10 protein-coding genes are annotated in these 16982 nt (G+C 74.0%); 3 read left to right on the top strand and 7 right to left on the bottom strand.

From position 1 onward, the window contains the following. Positions 1–173: 173 nt before the first annotated feature. From E6R62_RS36870 to E6R62_RS36900, 7 genes are all read right to left on the bottom strand, one after another. Positions 174–995, bottom strand: a complete 822-nt coding sequence (locus tag E6R62_RS36870) for a CoA ester lyase (RefSeq protein ID WP_136217816.1) — start codon at positions 993–995, stop codon at positions 174–176. Continuing rightward, entirely contained in the window at positions 992–2272 is a 1281-nt protein-coding gene (locus tag E6R62_RS36875) for a CaiB/BaiF CoA-transferase family protein (RefSeq protein WP_136217817.1), read from the bottom strand. The genes E6R62_RS36870 and E6R62_RS36875 overlap by 4 nt, the downstream gene beginning before the upstream one ends. Then, positions 2269–3168 carry a ribokinase gene (gene rbsK / locus E6R62_RS36880; protein WP_136217818.1) on the bottom strand — a complete coding sequence of 300 codons (900 nt, stop codon included), beginning with the start codon at positions 3166–3168 and terminating at the stop codon, positions 2269–2271. Before rbsK ends, E6R62_RS36875 begins: the two co-directional genes overlap by 4 nt. Next, positions 3165–4718: an ADP-ribosylglycohydrolase family protein gene (locus tag E6R62_RS36885; protein ID WP_136217824.1), complete on the bottom strand. Its 1554-nt coding sequence runs from the start codon at positions 4716–4718 to the stop codon at positions 3165–3167. Before E6R62_RS36885 ends, rbsK begins: the two co-directional genes overlap by 4 nt. A 433-nt stretch (positions 4719–5151) precedes the next feature. After that, positions 5152–6306, bottom strand: coding sequence for an ADP-ribosylglycohydrolase family protein (locus E6R62_RS36890; protein WP_136217819.1), 1155 nt, complete (start codon positions 6304–6306; stop codon positions 5152–5154). Next, positions 6303–7673: an ADP-ribosylglycohydrolase family protein gene (locus tag E6R62_RS36895; RefSeq protein WP_240802121.1), complete on the bottom strand. Its 1371-nt coding sequence runs from the start codon at positions 7671–7673 to the stop codon at positions 6303–6305. The genes E6R62_RS36890 and E6R62_RS36895 overlap by 4 nt, the downstream gene beginning before the upstream one ends. A 482-nt stretch (positions 7674–8155) precedes the next feature. After that, complete coding sequence (locus E6R62_RS36900; protein ID WP_136217820.1) at positions 8156–9142, bottom strand: ADP-ribosylglycohydrolase family protein; 987 nt, start codon at positions 9140–9142, stop codon at positions 8156–8158. 278 nt (positions 9143–9420) lie between these two features. Here E6R62_RS36900 and E6R62_RS36905 point away from each other — a divergent pair, with 278 nt between their 5' ends. The 3 genes from E6R62_RS36905 to E6R62_RS36915 all read left to right on the top strand — a co-directional run bounded on the left by E6R62_RS36905 (position 9421) and on the right by E6R62_RS36915 (position 16574). Then, positions 9421–10152, top strand: coding sequence for a VIT1/CCC1 transporter family protein (locus E6R62_RS36905; protein ID WP_136217821.1), 732 nt, complete (start codon positions 9421–9423; stop codon positions 10150–10152). A 409-nt stretch (positions 10153–10561) separates the two neighbouring features. After that, positions 10562–15121 (top strand): glutamate synthase large subunit, encoded by a 4560-nt coding sequence (gltB, locus tag E6R62_RS36910; RefSeq protein WP_206308963.1) that lies wholly within the window; start codon positions 10562–10564, stop codon positions 15119–15121. Then, complete coding sequence (locus tag E6R62_RS36915) at positions 15114–16574, top strand: glutamate synthase subunit beta (protein ID WP_136217823.1); 1461 nt, start codon at positions 15114–15116, stop codon at positions 16572–16574. Before gltB ends, E6R62_RS36915 begins: the two co-directional genes overlap by 8 nt. Positions 16575–16982 lie beyond the last annotated feature (408 nt).

A 16982-nucleotide genomic window follows, 5' to 3' on the forward strand; every position in this document is an offset into this window, starting at 1 on the left:
ACGCCTCCGCCGGGCAGGTGCCGCGCGACGCCGAGCCCGCCGCGGAGCCGGCTCCCGAGACGACTCCCGAAGCTCCCGAGGCCAAGAAGCTCTGATCCGGCCCCGCCGGTACGCGAAGGGGGCGCCGCGCGACCGCGCGGCGCCCCCTTCGCGTACCGGCGGGCGGGGCGCCGTCAGGAGGGGATCGGGGAATCGCGGCGCGCGAGGGCGACCACGCGTTCCGCGCCCGCCAACACCGCCGGGTCGACGAAACGCCCGTCGGGCAGGGCCACCGCGCCCGGGGTGAGCCTGGCGGCGGCCATGACCTGTTCGGCGGCGGCGACCTCGTCCGGGCCGGGAAGGTAGGCCCGTTCGATCACCGGGAGCTGGCGCGGGTGGATCGCGGCCCGGCCCAGGAAGCCCAGCGACCGCCCCCGGGCGCAGGAGACGGCCAGCGCCTCCAGGTCCCGGATGTCGGGGAACACCGACTGCGCGGGCGGGGCCAGCCCGGCGGCCCGGGCCGCGACCACCACCCGCGAGCGCGGCCAGTCCAACCCCGCCTCGGAGCTGATGCCCAGGTCGGCCCGCAGATCCGCCTCACCGAGGGCCAGCCCGCGCAGGCAGGGGTGGGCGCGGGCGATCTCGTAGGCCCGCTCCACGCCCAGCGCGGACTCCAGCAGGGCGTACAGGGGCACCCCGCCGGTGCGGTCGGCGACCGCCGTGATCTGCTCGGGTGCGGAGATCTTGGGCAGGCGCAGGCCGGCCAGGCCCGGCAGACCGGTCAGCGCGGTGAGGTCGGCGCCCGCCCAGGGGGAGTCCAGTGCGTTGACCCGGACGTGGACGGGGACCGGCGGCCGCTCGGTGAGCAGTTCGGCGGTCGCGGCGCGGGCGTACTCCTTGCGGGAGAGCGAGACCGCGTCCTCCAGGTCCACGATGACGGCGTCGGCCCCCGAGCGGAGGGCCTTCCAGACCACTTCGGGCCGGTCACCGGGTGCGTACAACCAGCTGAGGATCACAGGGCCCCTTCCTTGCGGAGAGCGGTGATCTCGGCCTTGGTGAGACCGAGTTCGGTGAGGACGGCGTCGGTGTCGGCGCCGTGCGGACGGCCCGCCCAGCGGATCGCGCCGGGCGTCCCGGACAGCCGGAAGAGGACGTTCTGCATGCGCAGCGGTCCCAGCTCCGGGTCGTCGACCTCGGTGAGGGTGCCGAGTGCCGCGTACTGCGGATCGGCCATCACGTCGCGCACGTCGTTGACGGGTGCCACGGCAGCTTCGGCTTCCTCGAAGGCGGCGATCACCTCGTCGGCCTTGTGTCGGGCGATCCAGTCCCCGACCGCCTCGTCGAGCACGGGCGCGTGGCCGGCCCGGCCGGAGCCGGTCGCGAACCAGGGCTCGGCGATCAGTTCGGGCCGGCCGACCAGGCGCATGACGCGCTCCGCGACGGACTGGGCCGAGGTGGACACCGCCAGCCAACGGCCGTCCGCGCTGCGGTAGGTGTTGCGGGGCGCGTTGTTGGTGGAGCGGTTGCCGGTGCGGGGCTGGACGTAGCCCAGCTGGTCGTACCAGAGGGGGTGCGGGCCCAGGACCGTGAGGATCGGCTCGATGATCGCCAGGTCCACCACCTGCCCGTGCCCCGTGCGGTCGCGGCCCGCCAGCGCCGTCATCACGGCGTACGCGGTGGTCAGCGCGGCGATCGAGTCCGCGAGCCCGAACGGCGGCAGCGCGGGCGGGCCGTCCGGCTCCCCGGTGATCGCCGCGAAGCCGCTCATGGCCTCGGCGAGGGTGCCGAAACCGGGACGGCGGGAGTACGGGCCGTGCTGGCCGAAAGCCGTCACGCGGGCCAGCACCAGGCGCGGGTTGGCGGCGGACAGCTCCGGCCAACCGAGCCCCCACCTCTCCAGGGTGCCGGGGCGGAAGTTCTCGACGACCACGTCGGCGCCGGCGGCCAGCCGCAACAGGGTGTCGCGGCCGCCCGGTGTGGACAGGTCGAGGGTCATCGTCCGCTTGTTCCGCCCGAGCAGCTTCCACCAGAGGCCGACGCCGTCCTTGGCGGGGCCGTGGCCGCGGGAGGGGTCGGGGCGCACCGGGTGCTCGACCTTGACCACCTCCGCGCCGAAGTCGCCGAGCAGGGTCGCGGCGAGGGGTCCGGCGAAGAGGGTCGCCAGGTCGAGGACGCGCAGCCCGGCGAGGGGAGCGGTGGCCGGCGCGGCGCCGCCGGTGACGGCGGCCGGGCCGGTCGTGGCAGCCCCGCCGGTCCCGGTTGCGACGCCGGTCGGGGCCGCGCCGCCGGTCATGACCGGGCCGCCGCGAAGGTGTCGGTTTCGGCGCGGGTCGGCATCGAGTCCTGGGCGCCGGGCCGCTGCACGGACAGCGCGGCGGCGGCCGAGGCCCAGTGCAGGGCCTCCGGCATCGGGCGGCCCTCGCCGAGGGCCACGCAGAGCGCTCCCACGAAGGTGTCCCCGGCGGCCGTGGTGTCCACCGCCCGGACGTGGGGTGCGGGCACGGCCAGCGGCTCGCGCTCCCGGGCCGCGTAGAGGACTCCGGCCGCCCCGAGGGTGACCACCACTTCGGGTACGTCCCGGAGTAGCGCCTCGGCCGCCGCGCGCGGGTCGGTGAGTCCGGTGAGGGCGGCGGCCTCGTGCTCGTTGGGCACCAACAGGTCGGTGAGGGAGAGCAGTTCGGGCGGCAGTGGCTGGACCGGGGCGGGGGTGAGGACGGTCCGTACGCCGTGGGAGCGGGCTGCCCGCGCCCCCGCGAGGACGCCCTCCAGGGGGAGTTCGAGTTGGAGGAGCAGGCAGTCGGCGGCGCCGATGCGGGAGTCGTCGCCCGCCTCCAGGCCGGTGACCAGGCCGTTGGCACCCGGGATGACGATGATGCTGTTCGCGCCCTCCCCGTCGACGGTGATGTGCGCGGTGCCGCTGGCGCCCTCGACGGTGCGCAGGGCGGCCGTCTCGACCCCGGCCTCCGCGAGCGCGGACCGCAGCCGCACGCCGAACCCGTCGGCCCCCACCGCCCCGATCATCACCACCTCGGCGCCGCAACGGGCCGCGGCCACCGCCTGGTTGGCGCCCTTGCCGCCCGGGACGCTGCGAAAGGCGGTCCCGGTGACGGTCTCGCCGAGCCGGGGGGCCTTGGGGACGTAGGCGACGAGGTCCATGTTCGTACTGCCGAGCACGGCGATGGCCGTCATGGGCGTGCTGCCTCCTGTGCGGTGAGGTGGGCGAGGGTGTCGAAGCCGACGCCGTCGAAGCCGGCGACGGTGGTGGAGAGGCGATTCTTCAGGGGCGCGGCCCAGCGGTGCGGGACCTCGCCGACGACGAGGGCGGCGAGGGAACCGGCGGTGGCGCCGTTGGAGTCGGTGTCCCAGCCGCCGGACACGGCGCGGCACACGGAGTGGGTGAAGTCGCCGTCGGCGTGGGTGAGGGCGGCGGCGACGAGGGCCGTGTTGGGGATCGAATGGACCCAGTGGTAGTGGCCGTGACGGGCGTGGAGCTCGTCCACCACACGGTCGAAATCGGTGTGCCGCCCGGCGGTGTCGACGGCGTGGCGGACGGCGGCGGCGAGCCGTGACCGGGGCGGTACGACGGCCAGTCCGGCGCGCAGCGCGCCGTGGACGTCGGTCCGGCCGCCGGCGGCCTCGGCGATGGCGGCGGCGACGAAGAGGGCCGCGTAGACACCGTTCGCGGTGTGGGTGAGGACGGCGTCGCGGTAGGCCTGCGCCGCGGCGGCGGCCGGGTCGCCGGGGTGGGTCCAGCCGTGGACGTCGGCGCGGATGAGGGCGCCGATCCACTCGCGGAACGGGTTGTGGTGGGTGGCGGTGGCCGGGGGTTCCAGACCGAGGAGGAGGTTGCGGTACGCGACGCGCTCGGCGGTGAACGCGCGGCCGGCCGGCAGCTCGTCCAGCCAGAGGCGGCCGACGTCCGAGGTGGTGAAGCCCTTGCCGTGCCGCTGGAGGAGGAGCAGGCCGAGGAGGGGGTGATCGAGGTCGTCGTCCTCGGGGGCGCCGTCGATGTTCTCCGCGAGGGAGGTGGGGGCGGAGCGGCGGTTCCACGGGTACGCGGCGAGCAGTTCGGCGGGGACGCCGCGGGCGGTGAACCAGTCGTCGAGGGGCCAGTTGCCGGTGGCGCGGGCGAGGGCGCGGATGCCGTCCAGGGGGAGCTTCTCGACGGGCTTGCCGAGCACGCACCCGACGGTCCGTCCGACCCACGCGGCCTCCAGCCGGGCCACGAGCGCGGGGTCGACGGCGGGATGGACGGCGCGGTCGGGGGCCGCCGCCTCGCCGGGGCCGGCCTGCGGGCCGGGCCGCCCTCCGCCTTCCGGCGCCGGCCCCGGGTACGCGCCGGGGCGGCCCGGCTGCCCGTCCCGCTGCGGGCGCGGTGCCCGGGCCGGACCCGGGGGTCGGCCGGCCGGCCCGTCCGGTTCCCGGAGCCCCGGCCCGCCGGTCAGGCCGGTCGTGCCCGCCATCGGCTCCGGGTCGGCGGGGGCGGCCCAGGTGGCGGTGATGGCCTGCCAGGACTCCGGCTCGTCGGGGGCCGAGGGGGAGGGGAGAGCGGCGAGTTCGTCGAGGAGCCGGCCGGCCAGGGCGCGCAGTTCGGGGTCGGCCGGGACCGGGGAGGCGCCGGCCCGGTCCGGGGCCGGGTGCCCGCCCGCCGCGAGCCAGACGCGCAGCAGCGGTCGCGCGTCCCGGCCGTCCTGTTCCGCCTGCCGCAGCTCGTGCCCGACCAGATCCTCCGGCTGCACCCAGGTCAGCCGTACGGGGCCGGTGGGCGAGCCGCGTCGGGTGCCTGCCGCCGGGGCCGGCCCCGGCTCGACCGCCCCGGCCCGCCCGGGCCCCCTCACCGTCGTTCCGCGATCGCCGTGACCGTCGCCCGGCGGGTGGGGCCAGGGCGCCGGAGGCGTGGCGGGCTCGCGGGTCCGGCCGTCGTGGACCCGTCCTCCCGGGCGCCCGCGCGCGGTCCGGTCCGGTCGTGGTCGCTCCGTACCGGCTCGGGTCCGGTTGCCGGGGGCGCCGCGTCGGGGGTGGGGTGCCCGGTCCGGTCGCGGGGTCGGACGTCTGCCGGGCGTACGGACTCCTGGTGGTCGCCTCGTGGGTGTCGGTCGCTGCGCGGTGTCGTGACCGCCGTCCGGAAGGTGGGGCCGGGGCGCCGGAGGCGGGGCAGGGGCGCGGGCCGCGTCATCGGGGGCCCGCGATCGAGGTGAACGCCGCCTCGTGGGCGCGGCGTCGGGACCGGTCCCGGCTGAAGACCTCCCGGGCCACGGCGGCCAGCGCCGCCGCCGGGGCGTGCAGGTCGAGGCGGCTCGCCTCCGCGACCTGCTTGGCCCAGGCCTCGGGTACGACCGCGATACCGCCCAGGGCCCCGGCCAGCGCCCCCGCCATCGTGGCGGTCGAGTCGCAGTCCCGCCCGTAGTTGACGGCTCCGAGCACCGCCCCCTCGTACGCCCCGTCCGCGACCAGCAACATGCCGAGCGCGATGGGGAGTTCCTCGATGGAGTGCAGCCGCGAGGGTCGCCGGGCCCCCAGCGAGGGCTCGCGGTAGTCGGGGCCGACCGAGTCGTACGGGGCGACCGCCTCCCTTAGCGGGACCAGCGCCGACTCGAAGTCCCGGTACCCGCGCGCCACGTCCCGGACCGCCTCGATGGCCGCCCGGGTGCCGTCCTTCGCCAAGGACACGGCCGTGTCCACCACCGAGCCCGCCGTCGCCCCCGGCACGCACGCCGCGGCCACCGCCGCCGCGAACACGCCCGCCGCCTCCCGCCCGTACGAGGACTGGTGGGCCCCGGCGACGTCCAGCGCCTCCGCGTACGCGGCCCGGGGGTGGCCCGCGTTGACCAGCCCGACCGGTGCCATGTACATCGCCGCCCCGCAGTTGACGATGTTGCCGGTGCCCGCCTCGCGCGGATCGGCGTGCGCGTAGTGCAGCCGGGTCACGATCCACTTCTCCGCGAGGAAGATCCGCTGGAGGGGCAGGGCCTCGGCTTCGAGTTCCGGAATCCAGCGGGGGTTCGTCATGAGGTCCGGGACCAGGTGCTCGGCGACCGCGTAGGCGTCGAGGTGGTCGCGTACGGCCTCGTAGACCCGGACCAGCGCGTGGGTCATCAGGGTGTCGTCGGTGACGTGCCCGTCGCCCTTGTGGTAGGGCGCGATGGGCCGGGCGGTGCGCCAGTCCTCGTACCAGGGGCCGACGATGCCGTGCACGCGGCCGCCGTGCCGCTCGACGATCCGGTCCGGGGACCAGCCCTCCACCGGGCCGCCGAGGGCGTCGCCGACGGCCGCGCCGACCAGGCAGCCGGCCGCCCGGTCGTCGAGCGAGAGCGGGGTGAGCGTCATGTCCGAATCATCCCTTGGGGTGTGGGGGTGGCGTTGGCTTTGGGCGAGGTGAGTTCCGTACAGGCGAGGAGCGCGGCGAGCTCGACCAGGTCGGTCCCGGCCAGGTGGGGGAGGGCGCAGCCGGAGAGGGTGCGGCAGGCCTCGCGCCAGGCGGCGGGGAGGCAGTCGCCGCCGCCGAGGGCGCCGGTGAGGGCCCCGGCGAGGGCGGGCGCGGAGTCCGCCACGCGGGAGAGGCAGGCGGCGGCGGGCACGGCCTCGGCGACGTCGCCGCGGGCGGCGGTGACCAGGGCGAGCGCGACGGGGACGGTTTCGGCGGCGGCGATCCCGTAGCTGTAGACGTGGTCGACGATCTGGTGTTCCAGGAGCGGGACGAGGGCGAAGGCACCGCCGCCGTCGTCGGTACGGGCGAGCTTGACGGCGTGGCGGGCGTTGCGGCCGATCTCGGTGGCCTCGGGGAGCTGCTCCAGGGCGGCGTCGACGGCGGCGTCGGTGCCCGCGCCGGCGAGGGCGGTGGCGACGGCGGCGGCCATGGCGCGGGCGCCGTGGACCCCGTCGCCGTCCTGGGTGTAGCGGGCGTCGAACTCGGCGAGGTCCGCCGCCGCGCGGGGGTCGCCGGGGTGGACGACGGCGAGCACGCAGGCACGGACGCAGGCGGCGTCGTCGAAGTAGTGGGGGTTGTCGTGGCCGGTGGCGGGCGGTCGCAGGCCGGCGGCGAGGTTGCCCAGGCCCGCGCGGACGGAGATGCGGGCGCGCAGGGGAAGGACCGCGGACTCCACCTCGGGGGCGCGTTCGGCCGCGGCGGCGACCTCGCTGGCCAGGGCGTTCCAGGCCAGGTCGATGGCGGCGCGCATCCGGCGGGAGCGGGAGAGGTCGCTGAGCAGGACACCGGCGGCGGTCAGGACGGACTCGGCGGCGAAGGCGGCCCATTCGGCGTCGTCGGAGGGGCCGAGGCGCAGGGGTTCCGGGGGCTGGTTGAGGGCGATGGGGACGGGGAGGGTGGTGGTCGCGTTCTGTTCGGCGAAGGTGTCGAGCTCGCGGGTGAGACGGCGGGTCCACTCCGGCATCCGGCTGGCCCGGTGCCGGGCGGCGGGCCACCCGGCGGCGTCGCCCGCGGCGAGCCCGAGCAACAACCCCTCGATCCGCCGGCCTCCGCCCCGGGTCCCGACCGGGGCGGAGGCCGAAACCCCCGCGCCGCCGGTCCGGGTCCCGGTGCGGCCCGGTGCTCCGCCGCCGGCCCGGTCCTCGACCCCGCCGGGTCGGCTCTCCGTGTCGGTGGCGGTCCGGGCGGCTGCCTGGACCTCGGGGGCGTCGGGGCGGGTTCGGGTTCCTGCGGGGGGTGGGCCGTCCGTGGGCCCGGTGTGGGGCAGGTGGGCGGGCCGGGTGCCGGAATCGGTTTCGGCCTGGGGGGCCGTCCGGGTGGCGGCCGGTGTGGCGGCCGGTGCAGGGGCTTCGGGGCGGGTCGGGTCGGAGGGGGTGTCCGGGGCCTGGGTCTGGGCGCCGGATTCCTGCCGGCCTGCCCGGCCGGGCCCGGCGGGGTACGGGTCGGTCGGCCCGCCGAAAGCGGTCCCGCCGAGCCGCACCCAGAGGCCGTCGGGCGGCTCCTCGGCGCGGTCCACCGGCGCCGGGTCCCGGGGTCCGGGCCGGTGGTCCGCCGGGGGTTCGGCGGGGTCCGGGGCGTGGTGTGCGTCCGCCGGTACGGGCCGGTCGGGCGTGAGGGGTCGGGCGGGGTCCGATTCGGGTGCCCCCGGCGTGGGGGCCCGGTCCGTCGGTCGGTCGGGTGGCGGCGGGGGCGGGGGTTCCGGTCGGCCGGCGTCGGCCGGGCCGGGGGCGGGGTCGTACGGGGGCGGGGTCATGCGGCGGGCTCGGTTTCCGGCGTGAGCAGGTCCGCGATGTCCAGCACGTGGTACCCCCGCATGGAGGGCAGGCAGCTGCCCCGGACCGGACCGATCACCGACGCCCACCCCGCCGGGATGCGACGCACCCCCGACAACGCGCCCGACAGCGCCCCCGCCACCGCCGCCGTGGTGTCCGCGTCGCGCCCCATGTTGACCGCCGTCAGGACGGACTCCACGAAGTCCCCGCGCGCCGCCGCGAACGCCCCGAACGCCAGGCCCACCGCCTCCGGAGCCAGGTCCGTCCACGGGTAGCCGCCGATCACCACCGCCGAGCGCACCGCCCGTTCGCCGCGCGGGGCCGCCGTCACGGCCCGGCGCAGCGAGCGCGCCGTCCAGGAGTCCGAGGGGATCACCGACAGGGCCGCCGAGACCACCGAGGCCGGCGACCCGCCCGCCATCGCCGCCGCGACACCGGCCGCCACCGCCTGGCCGCCGTAGATGCCCTCGCCGTCGTGGCTGACCGACCCGTCGATCGCCACCAGCCGCGCGGCCTCCGCCGGGCGTCCCGCCGCGAAGACCCCGAACGGGGCCGCCCGCATGGCCAGCCCGTCCGACCAGGCGTGTCGGTGCTGGGCCGAGATGGGCGCCGCCAGACCCCGGCGGAGGTTCTCCAGGGTGCCGCGCTCCGAGAAGCCCGCGCCCCGGAACGGCCCCTCGTCCAGGTCGGCGATCCAGTGGTGCCAGGCCCGTTCCACGTGGGCGACCGCGAGCGCCGACCCGTGCCGGGCCAACAGCAGCCCGGAGAAGATCGCGTATTCGGTGTCGTCGGTGCCCGCCGGATCGTCGGAGACGAAGCCCTCGATCCGCCCCCACTTCGCCCGGATCTGAGACGGCTTCATGTTCTCCGCCGGGGCGCCCAGCGCGTCACCCACCGCCAGTCCCAGAAGCGCGCCCCTGGCCCGTTCGAGGAGGATCTGCGGATCGCATGCAATCAGCTCCATCGCGCGCCTCTCCACTTGATGGGACTCATCATGAGCCCATGGGGGATTTGTGCCACGGGATGAGGTTTGTCGCTCGCCGCGAAACACCCCCCGAACGCCGCCGTCACCCGGTCGCCGACCCACGAAACCCCAGGTAAGTACGGCCTTCCTTGCTGGCGGCCGAAGGAAATCGTGCGTAGTTTCGAGGTGTTCAGGGGGAGTGGCCGCCTGCGCGTCGCCTTCGCGTACCCGCTCGGACGAAAAGGCTAGGCAAGGCTCTAATAGGGGAGATCCGGCGCATGTCCATCATCGACACCGAAGCACCACTGCACACCGCCCACCGCGACAACCACACCCACCGTGACGTCAACGGCGGATGGCTGCGGCCGGCCGTTTTCGGTGCCATGGACGGACTCGTCTCCAACCTCGCCCTCATGACCGGTGTGGCGGGCGGCGCGGTGGCCCCGCAGACCATCGTCATCACCGGCCTGGCCGGGCTGGCCGCCGGTGCCTTCTCGATGGCCGCCGGCGAGTACACCTCGGTCGCCTCGCAGCGCGAGCTCGTCCTCGCCGAACTCGACGTCGAGCGTCAGCAGTTGCGCAAGCACCCGATCGACGAGATGGAGGAGCTGGCCGAGCTGTACGTGTCGCGCGGTGTAGAGCCCGCCCTCGCCCGCGAGGTCGCGATGCAGCTCTCCCGCGACCCGGAGCAGGCACTGGAGATACACGCCCGCGAGGAGCTGGGCATCGACCCCGACGACCTGCCGTCGCCGCTGGTCGCCGCCGTGTCGTCCTTCGGCTCGTTCGCGCTGGGCGCGCTGCTGCCCCTGCTGCCGTACCTGCTCGGCGCGACCGCCCTGTGGCCGGCCGTGCTGCTGGCGCTGGTGGGTCTCTTCGCCTGCGGAGCGGTCGTCGCGCGGGTCACCGCCCGGTCCTGGTGGTTCAGCGGGATACGCCAGCTGGTCCTGGGTGGCGCAGCCGCCGGTGTGACGTACATCCTGGGAACCTGGATCGGCGGAGTCGTAGGCTGACCGGCGTACGAGTGAGACACTATGCAGAGCACCGCATAAATTAATCATTACCCAGCGGTTTCGAGCACATCACCGCAGGGCATCACACCAGGGCTCCCCATGGCTGCTCAGCCGCGGGGAGCTTCAGGGCAATGAAGCCCACGCCCCGGGCAACGAAGCCCCGGGCGATGAAGCCCCTCCCGGCTCCGGGACCTCTTCTTCTGCCTGCGTCACGCTCACCGGGTGTCCGCATGCTGGAACGTGATATCCGCTTCGCGGGATCGCCGTCATCATGTAACCTGCACGAAATTTCGCAGAGGGCCAACGTCGTCCCTCGGCACGCACCTTTGCCACGACGACGACGGGAGAGCCGATGCGTTCCGCATCCACGCACTCCGCGACCGGCCCCAGCACCACCGCCTGGTCGCCCATGGACGGTCGCCCCGCCCCCCAGGGCATGTACGACCCGCGCAACGAGCACGACGCCTGTGGCGTCGGCTTTGTGGCCAACCTCAGCGGCGAGGCCGGCCACGCACTGGTCGAGCAGGCGCTGACCGTACTGCGGAACCTCGAACACCGCGGCGCCACCGGATCCGAGCCGGATTCGGGCGACGGCGCCGGAATCCTCTCCCAGGTCCCCGACGCGTTCCTGCGCGAGGTGGCCGGTTTCGATCTCCCCGAGGCCGGCGCCTACGCCGTCGGCATCGCCTTCCTCCCCGCCGACGGCTCCGCACAGGCCGTCGCCGTGGAACAGATCGAGGCGATCGCGGCCGAGGAGAACCTCACGGTCCTCGGCTGGCGCGAGGTCCCGGTCACCCCTGACCTGCTCGGCAACGGCGCCCGCGCCACCATGCCGGCCTTCCGCCAGGTCTTCGTGGCCGACGGTGACAGCACGGGTCTCGCGCTCGACCGCAAGGCTTTCGTGCTGCGCAAGCGCGCCGAGCGCGAGGCCGGGGTCTACTTCCCCTCGCTCTCCGCCCGCACCATCGTCTACAAGGGCATGCTGACCACCGGCCAGCTGGAGCCCTTCTTCCCGGACCTCTCCGACCGCCGCTTCGCGTCGGCGCTCGCCCTGGTCCACTCCCGCTTCTCGACCAACACCTTCCCGTCCTGGCCGCTCGCCCACCCGTACCGCTTCGTCGCGCACAACGGCGAGATCAACACGGTCAAGGGCAACCGGAACTGGATGAAGGCCCGCGAGTCCCAGCTGGCCTCGGACGTCTTCGGCGAGGGCGCGCTGGAGCGCATCTTCCCCATCTGTACGCCCGACGCCTCCGACTCCGCCTCCTTCGACGAGGTCCTGGAACTGCTCCACCTCGGCGGCCGGTCGCTGCCCCACAGCGTGCTGATGATGATCCCGGAGGCGTGGGAGAACCACACCTCCATGGACCCGGCCCTGCGCGCCTTCTACCAGTACCACTCCACGATGATGGAGCCCTGGGACGGCCCGGCCTGCGTCACCTTCACCGACGGCACCCAGGTCGGCGCGGTCCTCGACCGCAACGGTCTGCGCCCCGGCCGCTACTGGGTCACCGACGAGGGCCTGGTCGTCCTGTCCTCCGAGGTCGGCGTCCTCGACATCGACCCGGCGAAGGTAGTCCGCAAGGGCCGCCTGCAGCCCGGCAAGATGTTCCTCGTCGACACCGCCCAGCACCGCATCGTCGAGGACGACGAGATCAAGGCCGAGCTGGCCGCCGCCGCGCCGTACGCGGAGTGGCTGGAGACCGGTGAGATCGAGCTGACGGACCTGCCCGAGCGCGAGCACATCGTGCACACCCACGCCTCGGTCACCCGCCGCCAGCAGACCTTCGGCTACACCGAGGAAGAGCTGCGCGTCATCCTCGCGCCCATGGCCCGTACCGGCGGCGAGCCTCTCGGGTCCATGGGCACGGACTCCCCGATCGCGGCCCTGTCCGAGCGCCCCCGGCTGCTCTTCGACTACTTCACGCAGCTGTTCGCGCAGGTCACCAACCCGCCGCTGGACGCCATCCGCGAGGAGCTCGTCACCTCGCTGCTGTCCTCGCTGGGCCCGCAGGGCAACCTGCTGGAGCCGACCTCCGCGTCCTGCCGCAGCGTGACCCTGCCCTTCCCCGTCATCGACAACGACGAGCTGGCCAAGCTCATCCACGTCAACGCCGACGGCGACATGCCGGGCATGAAGGCCGCGACCCTCTCAGGCCTCTACCGGGTCTCCGGTGGCGGCGAGGCGCTCGCCGCCCGGATCGAGGAGATCCGCGCGGAGGCGGACGCCGCCATCGAGAACGGCGCCCGACTGATCGTCCTGTCGGACCGCCACTCGGACGCCGAGCACGCGCCGATCCCGTCGCTGCTGCTCACCTCCGCCGTGCACCACCACCTCATCGCCACCAAGCAGCGCACCCAGGTGGGCCTGCTGGTCGAGGCCGGTGACGTCCGCGAGGTCCACCACGTCGCGCTCCTGATCGGCTACGGCGCCGCCGCGGTCAACCCGTACCTCGCCATGGAGTCCGTCGAGGACCTGCTGCGCGCGGGCACCTTCCTGTCCGGCCTGGAGCCGGAGCAGGCCATCAAGAACCTGATCTACGCGCTCGGCAAGGGCGTCCTGAAGGTCATGTCGAAGATGGGCATCTCCACCGTCGCCTCCTACCGCGGAGCCCAGGTCTTCGAGGCCGTCGGCCTGAACGAGGAGTTCGTCGGCACGTACTTCAACGGCACCGCCACCAAGATCGGCGGCGCCGGCCTGGACGTCATCGCCAAGGAGGTGGCCGCGCGCCACGCCAAGGCGTACCCGGCCACCGGCATCGCGGCCACGCACCGCGCGCTGGAGATCGGCGGCGAGTACCAGTGGCGCCGGGAGGGCGAGCCGCACCTGTTCGACCCGGAGACGGTCTTCCGTCTCCAGCACGCCACCCGCAACCGCCGCTACGACATCTTCAAGCAGTACACGGAGCGGGTGAACGAGCAGTCCGAGCGGCTGATGACGCTGCGCGGCCTGTTCGCCATCAAGACGAGTGGGAACGGCAAGAGCGACCGCCCGTCCATCCCCGTGGACGAGGTCGAGTCGGTCGCGGACATCGTCAAGCGCTTCTCCACCGGCGCGATGTCGTACGGCTCCATCTCCAAGGAGGCGCACGAGACGCTCGCCGTCGCCATGAACCAGTTGGGCGCCAAGTCCAACACGGGCGAGGGCGGCGAGGACCCGGACCGCCTGTACGACCCGGCGCGTCGCTCCTCCATCAAGCAGGTCGCCTCCGGCCGCTTCGGTGTCACCAGCGAGTACCTGGTCAACGCGGACGACATCCAGATCAAGATGGCGCAGGGCGCCAAGCCCGGTGAGGGCGGCCAGCTGCCCGGCCACAAGGTCTACCCGTGGGTCGCCAAGACCCGGCACTCCACCCCGGGTGTCGGTCTGATCTCCCCGCCGCCGCACCACGACATCTACTCCATCGAGGACCTGGCCCAGCTGATCCACGACCTCAAGAACGCCAACCCGGCCGCCCGCATCCACGTGAAGCTGGTGTCCGAGGTCGGTGTCGGCACCGTCGCCGCCGGTGTCTCCAAGGCCCACGCGGACGTCGTCCTCATCTCCGGCCACGACGGCGGAACGGGCGCCTCCCCGCTGACCTCGCTCAAGCACGCGGGCGGCCCCTGGGAGCTCGGCCTCGCCGAGACCCAGCAGACCCTGCTGCTCAACGGGCTGCGCGACCGCATCGTGGTCCAGACGGACGGCCAGCTCAAGACCGGCCGGGACGTGATCATCGCCGCGCTGCTCGGCGCCGAGGAGTTCGGTTTCGCCACCGCCCCCCTCGTCGTCTCCGGCTGCGTCATGATGCGCGTCTGCCACCTGGACACCTGCCCCGTCGGCATCGCCACGCAGAACCCGGTCCTGCGCGACCGTTTCTCCGGCAAGCCCGAGTTCGTCGTCAACTTCTTCGAGTTCATCGCGGAGGAGGTCCGCGAGCTCCTCGCCGAGCTGGGCTTCCGCTCGATCGAGGAGGCCGTCGGCCACGCCGAGCTGCTCGACACCAGCCAGGCCGTCACGCACTGGAAGGCGCAGGGCCTCGACCTGGAGCCGCTCTTCCACGTGCCCGAGCTGCCCGAGGGCGCGGTCCGCCACGCCCTGATCGAGCAGGACCACGGGCTGGAGAAGGCCCTCGACAACGAGCTGATCGAGATCGCCGCCGAGGCCCTGGGCGCCGAGAGCGCCGAGCAGGCCCAGCCGGTCCGGGCCCAGGTCGCGATCCGGAACATCAACCGGACCGTCGGCACCATGCTCGGCCACGAGGTCACCAAGAAGTTCGGTGGCGCGGGCCTGCCCGACAACACCATCGACCTGACCTTCACCGGTTCCGCGGGCCAGTCCTTCGGCGCCTTCCTGCCGAAGGGCGTCACCCTGCGCCTGGAGGGCGACGCCAACGACTACGTCGGCAAGGGCCTGTCGGGCGGCCGGATCGTGGTCCGCCCCGACCGCGGCGCCGACCACCTGGCCGAGTACTCCACCATCGCCGGCAACACCATCGGCTACGGGGCCACCGGCGGCGAGATGTTCCTGCGCGGCCGCACCGGCGAACGCTTCTGCGTCCGCAACTCCGGCGCCCTGGTCGTCTCGGAGGGCGTGGGCGACCACGGCTGCGAGTACATGACCGGCGGCAGCGCCGTCGTCCTCGGCGAGACGGGCCGCAACTTCGCGGCCGGCATGTCGGGTGGCGTCGCCTACGTCGTCGACCTCGACCCGCGCAACGTCAACGTCGGCAACACGGAGGCCGTCGAGGCCCTCTCGGACGCCGACAAGCAGTGGCTGCACGATGTGGTGCGCCGCCACGAGGAGGAGACCGGCTCGACCGTGGCCGCGAAGCTCCTGGCTGACTGGTCCGTGTCGGCGGACCGCTTCAGCAAGATCATCCCGACCACGTACAAGGCAGTGCTCGCCGCCAAGGACGCCGCTGAGCGGGCCGGACTCTCCGAGTCCGAGACCACTGAGAAGATGATGGAGGCGGCGACCCATGGCTGACCCGAAGGGCTTCCTCACCACCCCGCGCGAGACCGCCTGTACCCGTCCCGTCGCCGAACGCGTCCAGGACTGGAACGAGGTCTACGTCCCCGGCTCCCTGCTGCCGATCATCAGCAAGCAGGCCGGCCGCTGCATGGACTGCGGCATCCCGTTCTGTCACAACGGCTGCCCGCTCGGGAACCTGATCCCCGAGTGGAACGACTTCGCCTACCGCGAGGACTGGACGGCCGCCTCCGAGCGCCTGCACGCCACGAACAACTTCCCGGAGTTCACGGGCCGGCTCTGCCCCGCGCCCTGTGAGTCGGCGTGCGTGCTCGGCATCAACCAGCCCGCCGTCACCATCAAGAACGTCGAAGTCTCGATCATCGACAAGGCGTGGGACAACGGCGACGTCACCCCGCAGCCCCCGGAGCGCCTCTCCGGCAAGACCGTCGCCGTCATCGGCTCGGGCCCGGCCGGACTGGCCGCCGCCCAGCAGCTGACGCGGGCCGGTCACACCGTGGCGGTGTACGAGCGCGCGGACCGCATCGGCGGCCTGCTGCGCTACGGCATCCCCGAGTTCAAGATGGAGAAGGTGCACATCAACCGCCGCATCGAGCAGATGCGCGCGGAGGGCACCAAGTTCCGCACCGGCGTGGAGATCGGCCGCGACATCGACGCCGCGAAGCTGCGCAAGCGCTACGACGCGGTCGTCATCGCGGCGGGCGCCACCGTCTCCCGCGACTTGCCGGTCCCGGGGCGCGACCTCAAGGGCGTCCACTTCGCGATGGAGTACCTGCCGCTCGCCAACAAGGTGCAGGAGGGCGACTTCGTGGCGCCCCCCATCACCGCCGAGGGCAAGCACGTGGTCGTCATCGGCGGCGGCGACACGGGCGCGGACTGCGTGGGCACCGCCCACCGCCAGGGCGCCCTGTCGGTCACCCAGCTGGAGATCATGCCGAAGCCGTCCGAGGACCGCCCCGCCGGGCAGCCCTGGCCGACCTTCCCCATGCTGTACAAGGTCACCTCGGCCCACGAGGAGGGCGGCGAGCGGATCTACTCCGTGTCCACCACCCACTTCGAGGGCGACGAGGACGGCAACGTCCAGGCGCTGCACCTGATCGAGGTGGAGTTCGTGGACGGCAAGCTGGTCCGGAAGGAGGGAACCGAGCGCGTCCTCCCCGCGCAACTGGTAACCCTCGCGATGGGCTTCACGGGCACCGACCAGGCCAACGGCCTGGTGGACCAGTTCGGCCTGGAACTGGACGCCCGGGGCAACGTCGCCCGGGACGCCTCCTACGCGACCAACGTGGACGGTGTCTTCGTCGCCGGCGACGCGGGCCGCGGCCAGTCGCTGATCGTGTGGGCCATCGCGGAAGGCCGCTCGGCCGCCCGCGGCGTGGACCGCTTCCTGACCGGAGCCAGCGCCCTCCCGTACCCGGTCAAGCCGACGGACCGCTCCCTGACCGTATAACCCGCCGCCGAGGCCCCCTCCCCCGCGGGGGAGGGGGCCTCATACGGTCCGTACAACGGTGTGCGGCACTGGACACAGCGCCCGCCATGGCTCCTTCGGGATGCCGTGCTCGCTCCGTTCGGCCGTGGGCGGCCTTCCGGGCTTCGCCCGGCTGCGTCGGCCTCCGGCCGTCGGGAGCGGGTCCCCCTCCCCCGCGGGGGAGGGCCCCTCATACGGTCCGTACAACGGTGTGCGGCACTGGACACAGCGCCCGCCATGGCTCCTTCGGGATGCCGTGCTCGCTCCGTTCGGCCGTGGGCGGCCTTCCGGGCTTCGCCCGGCTGCGTCGGCCTCCGGCCGTCGGGAGCGGGTCCCCCTCCCCCGCGGGGGAGGGCCCCTCATACGGTCCGTACAACGGTGTGCGGCACT

It is taken from the genome of Streptomyces sp. A1136, assembly GCF_004795055.1.
Lineage (GTDB): Bacteria > Actinomycetota > Actinomycetes > Streptomycetales > Streptomycetaceae > Streptomyces.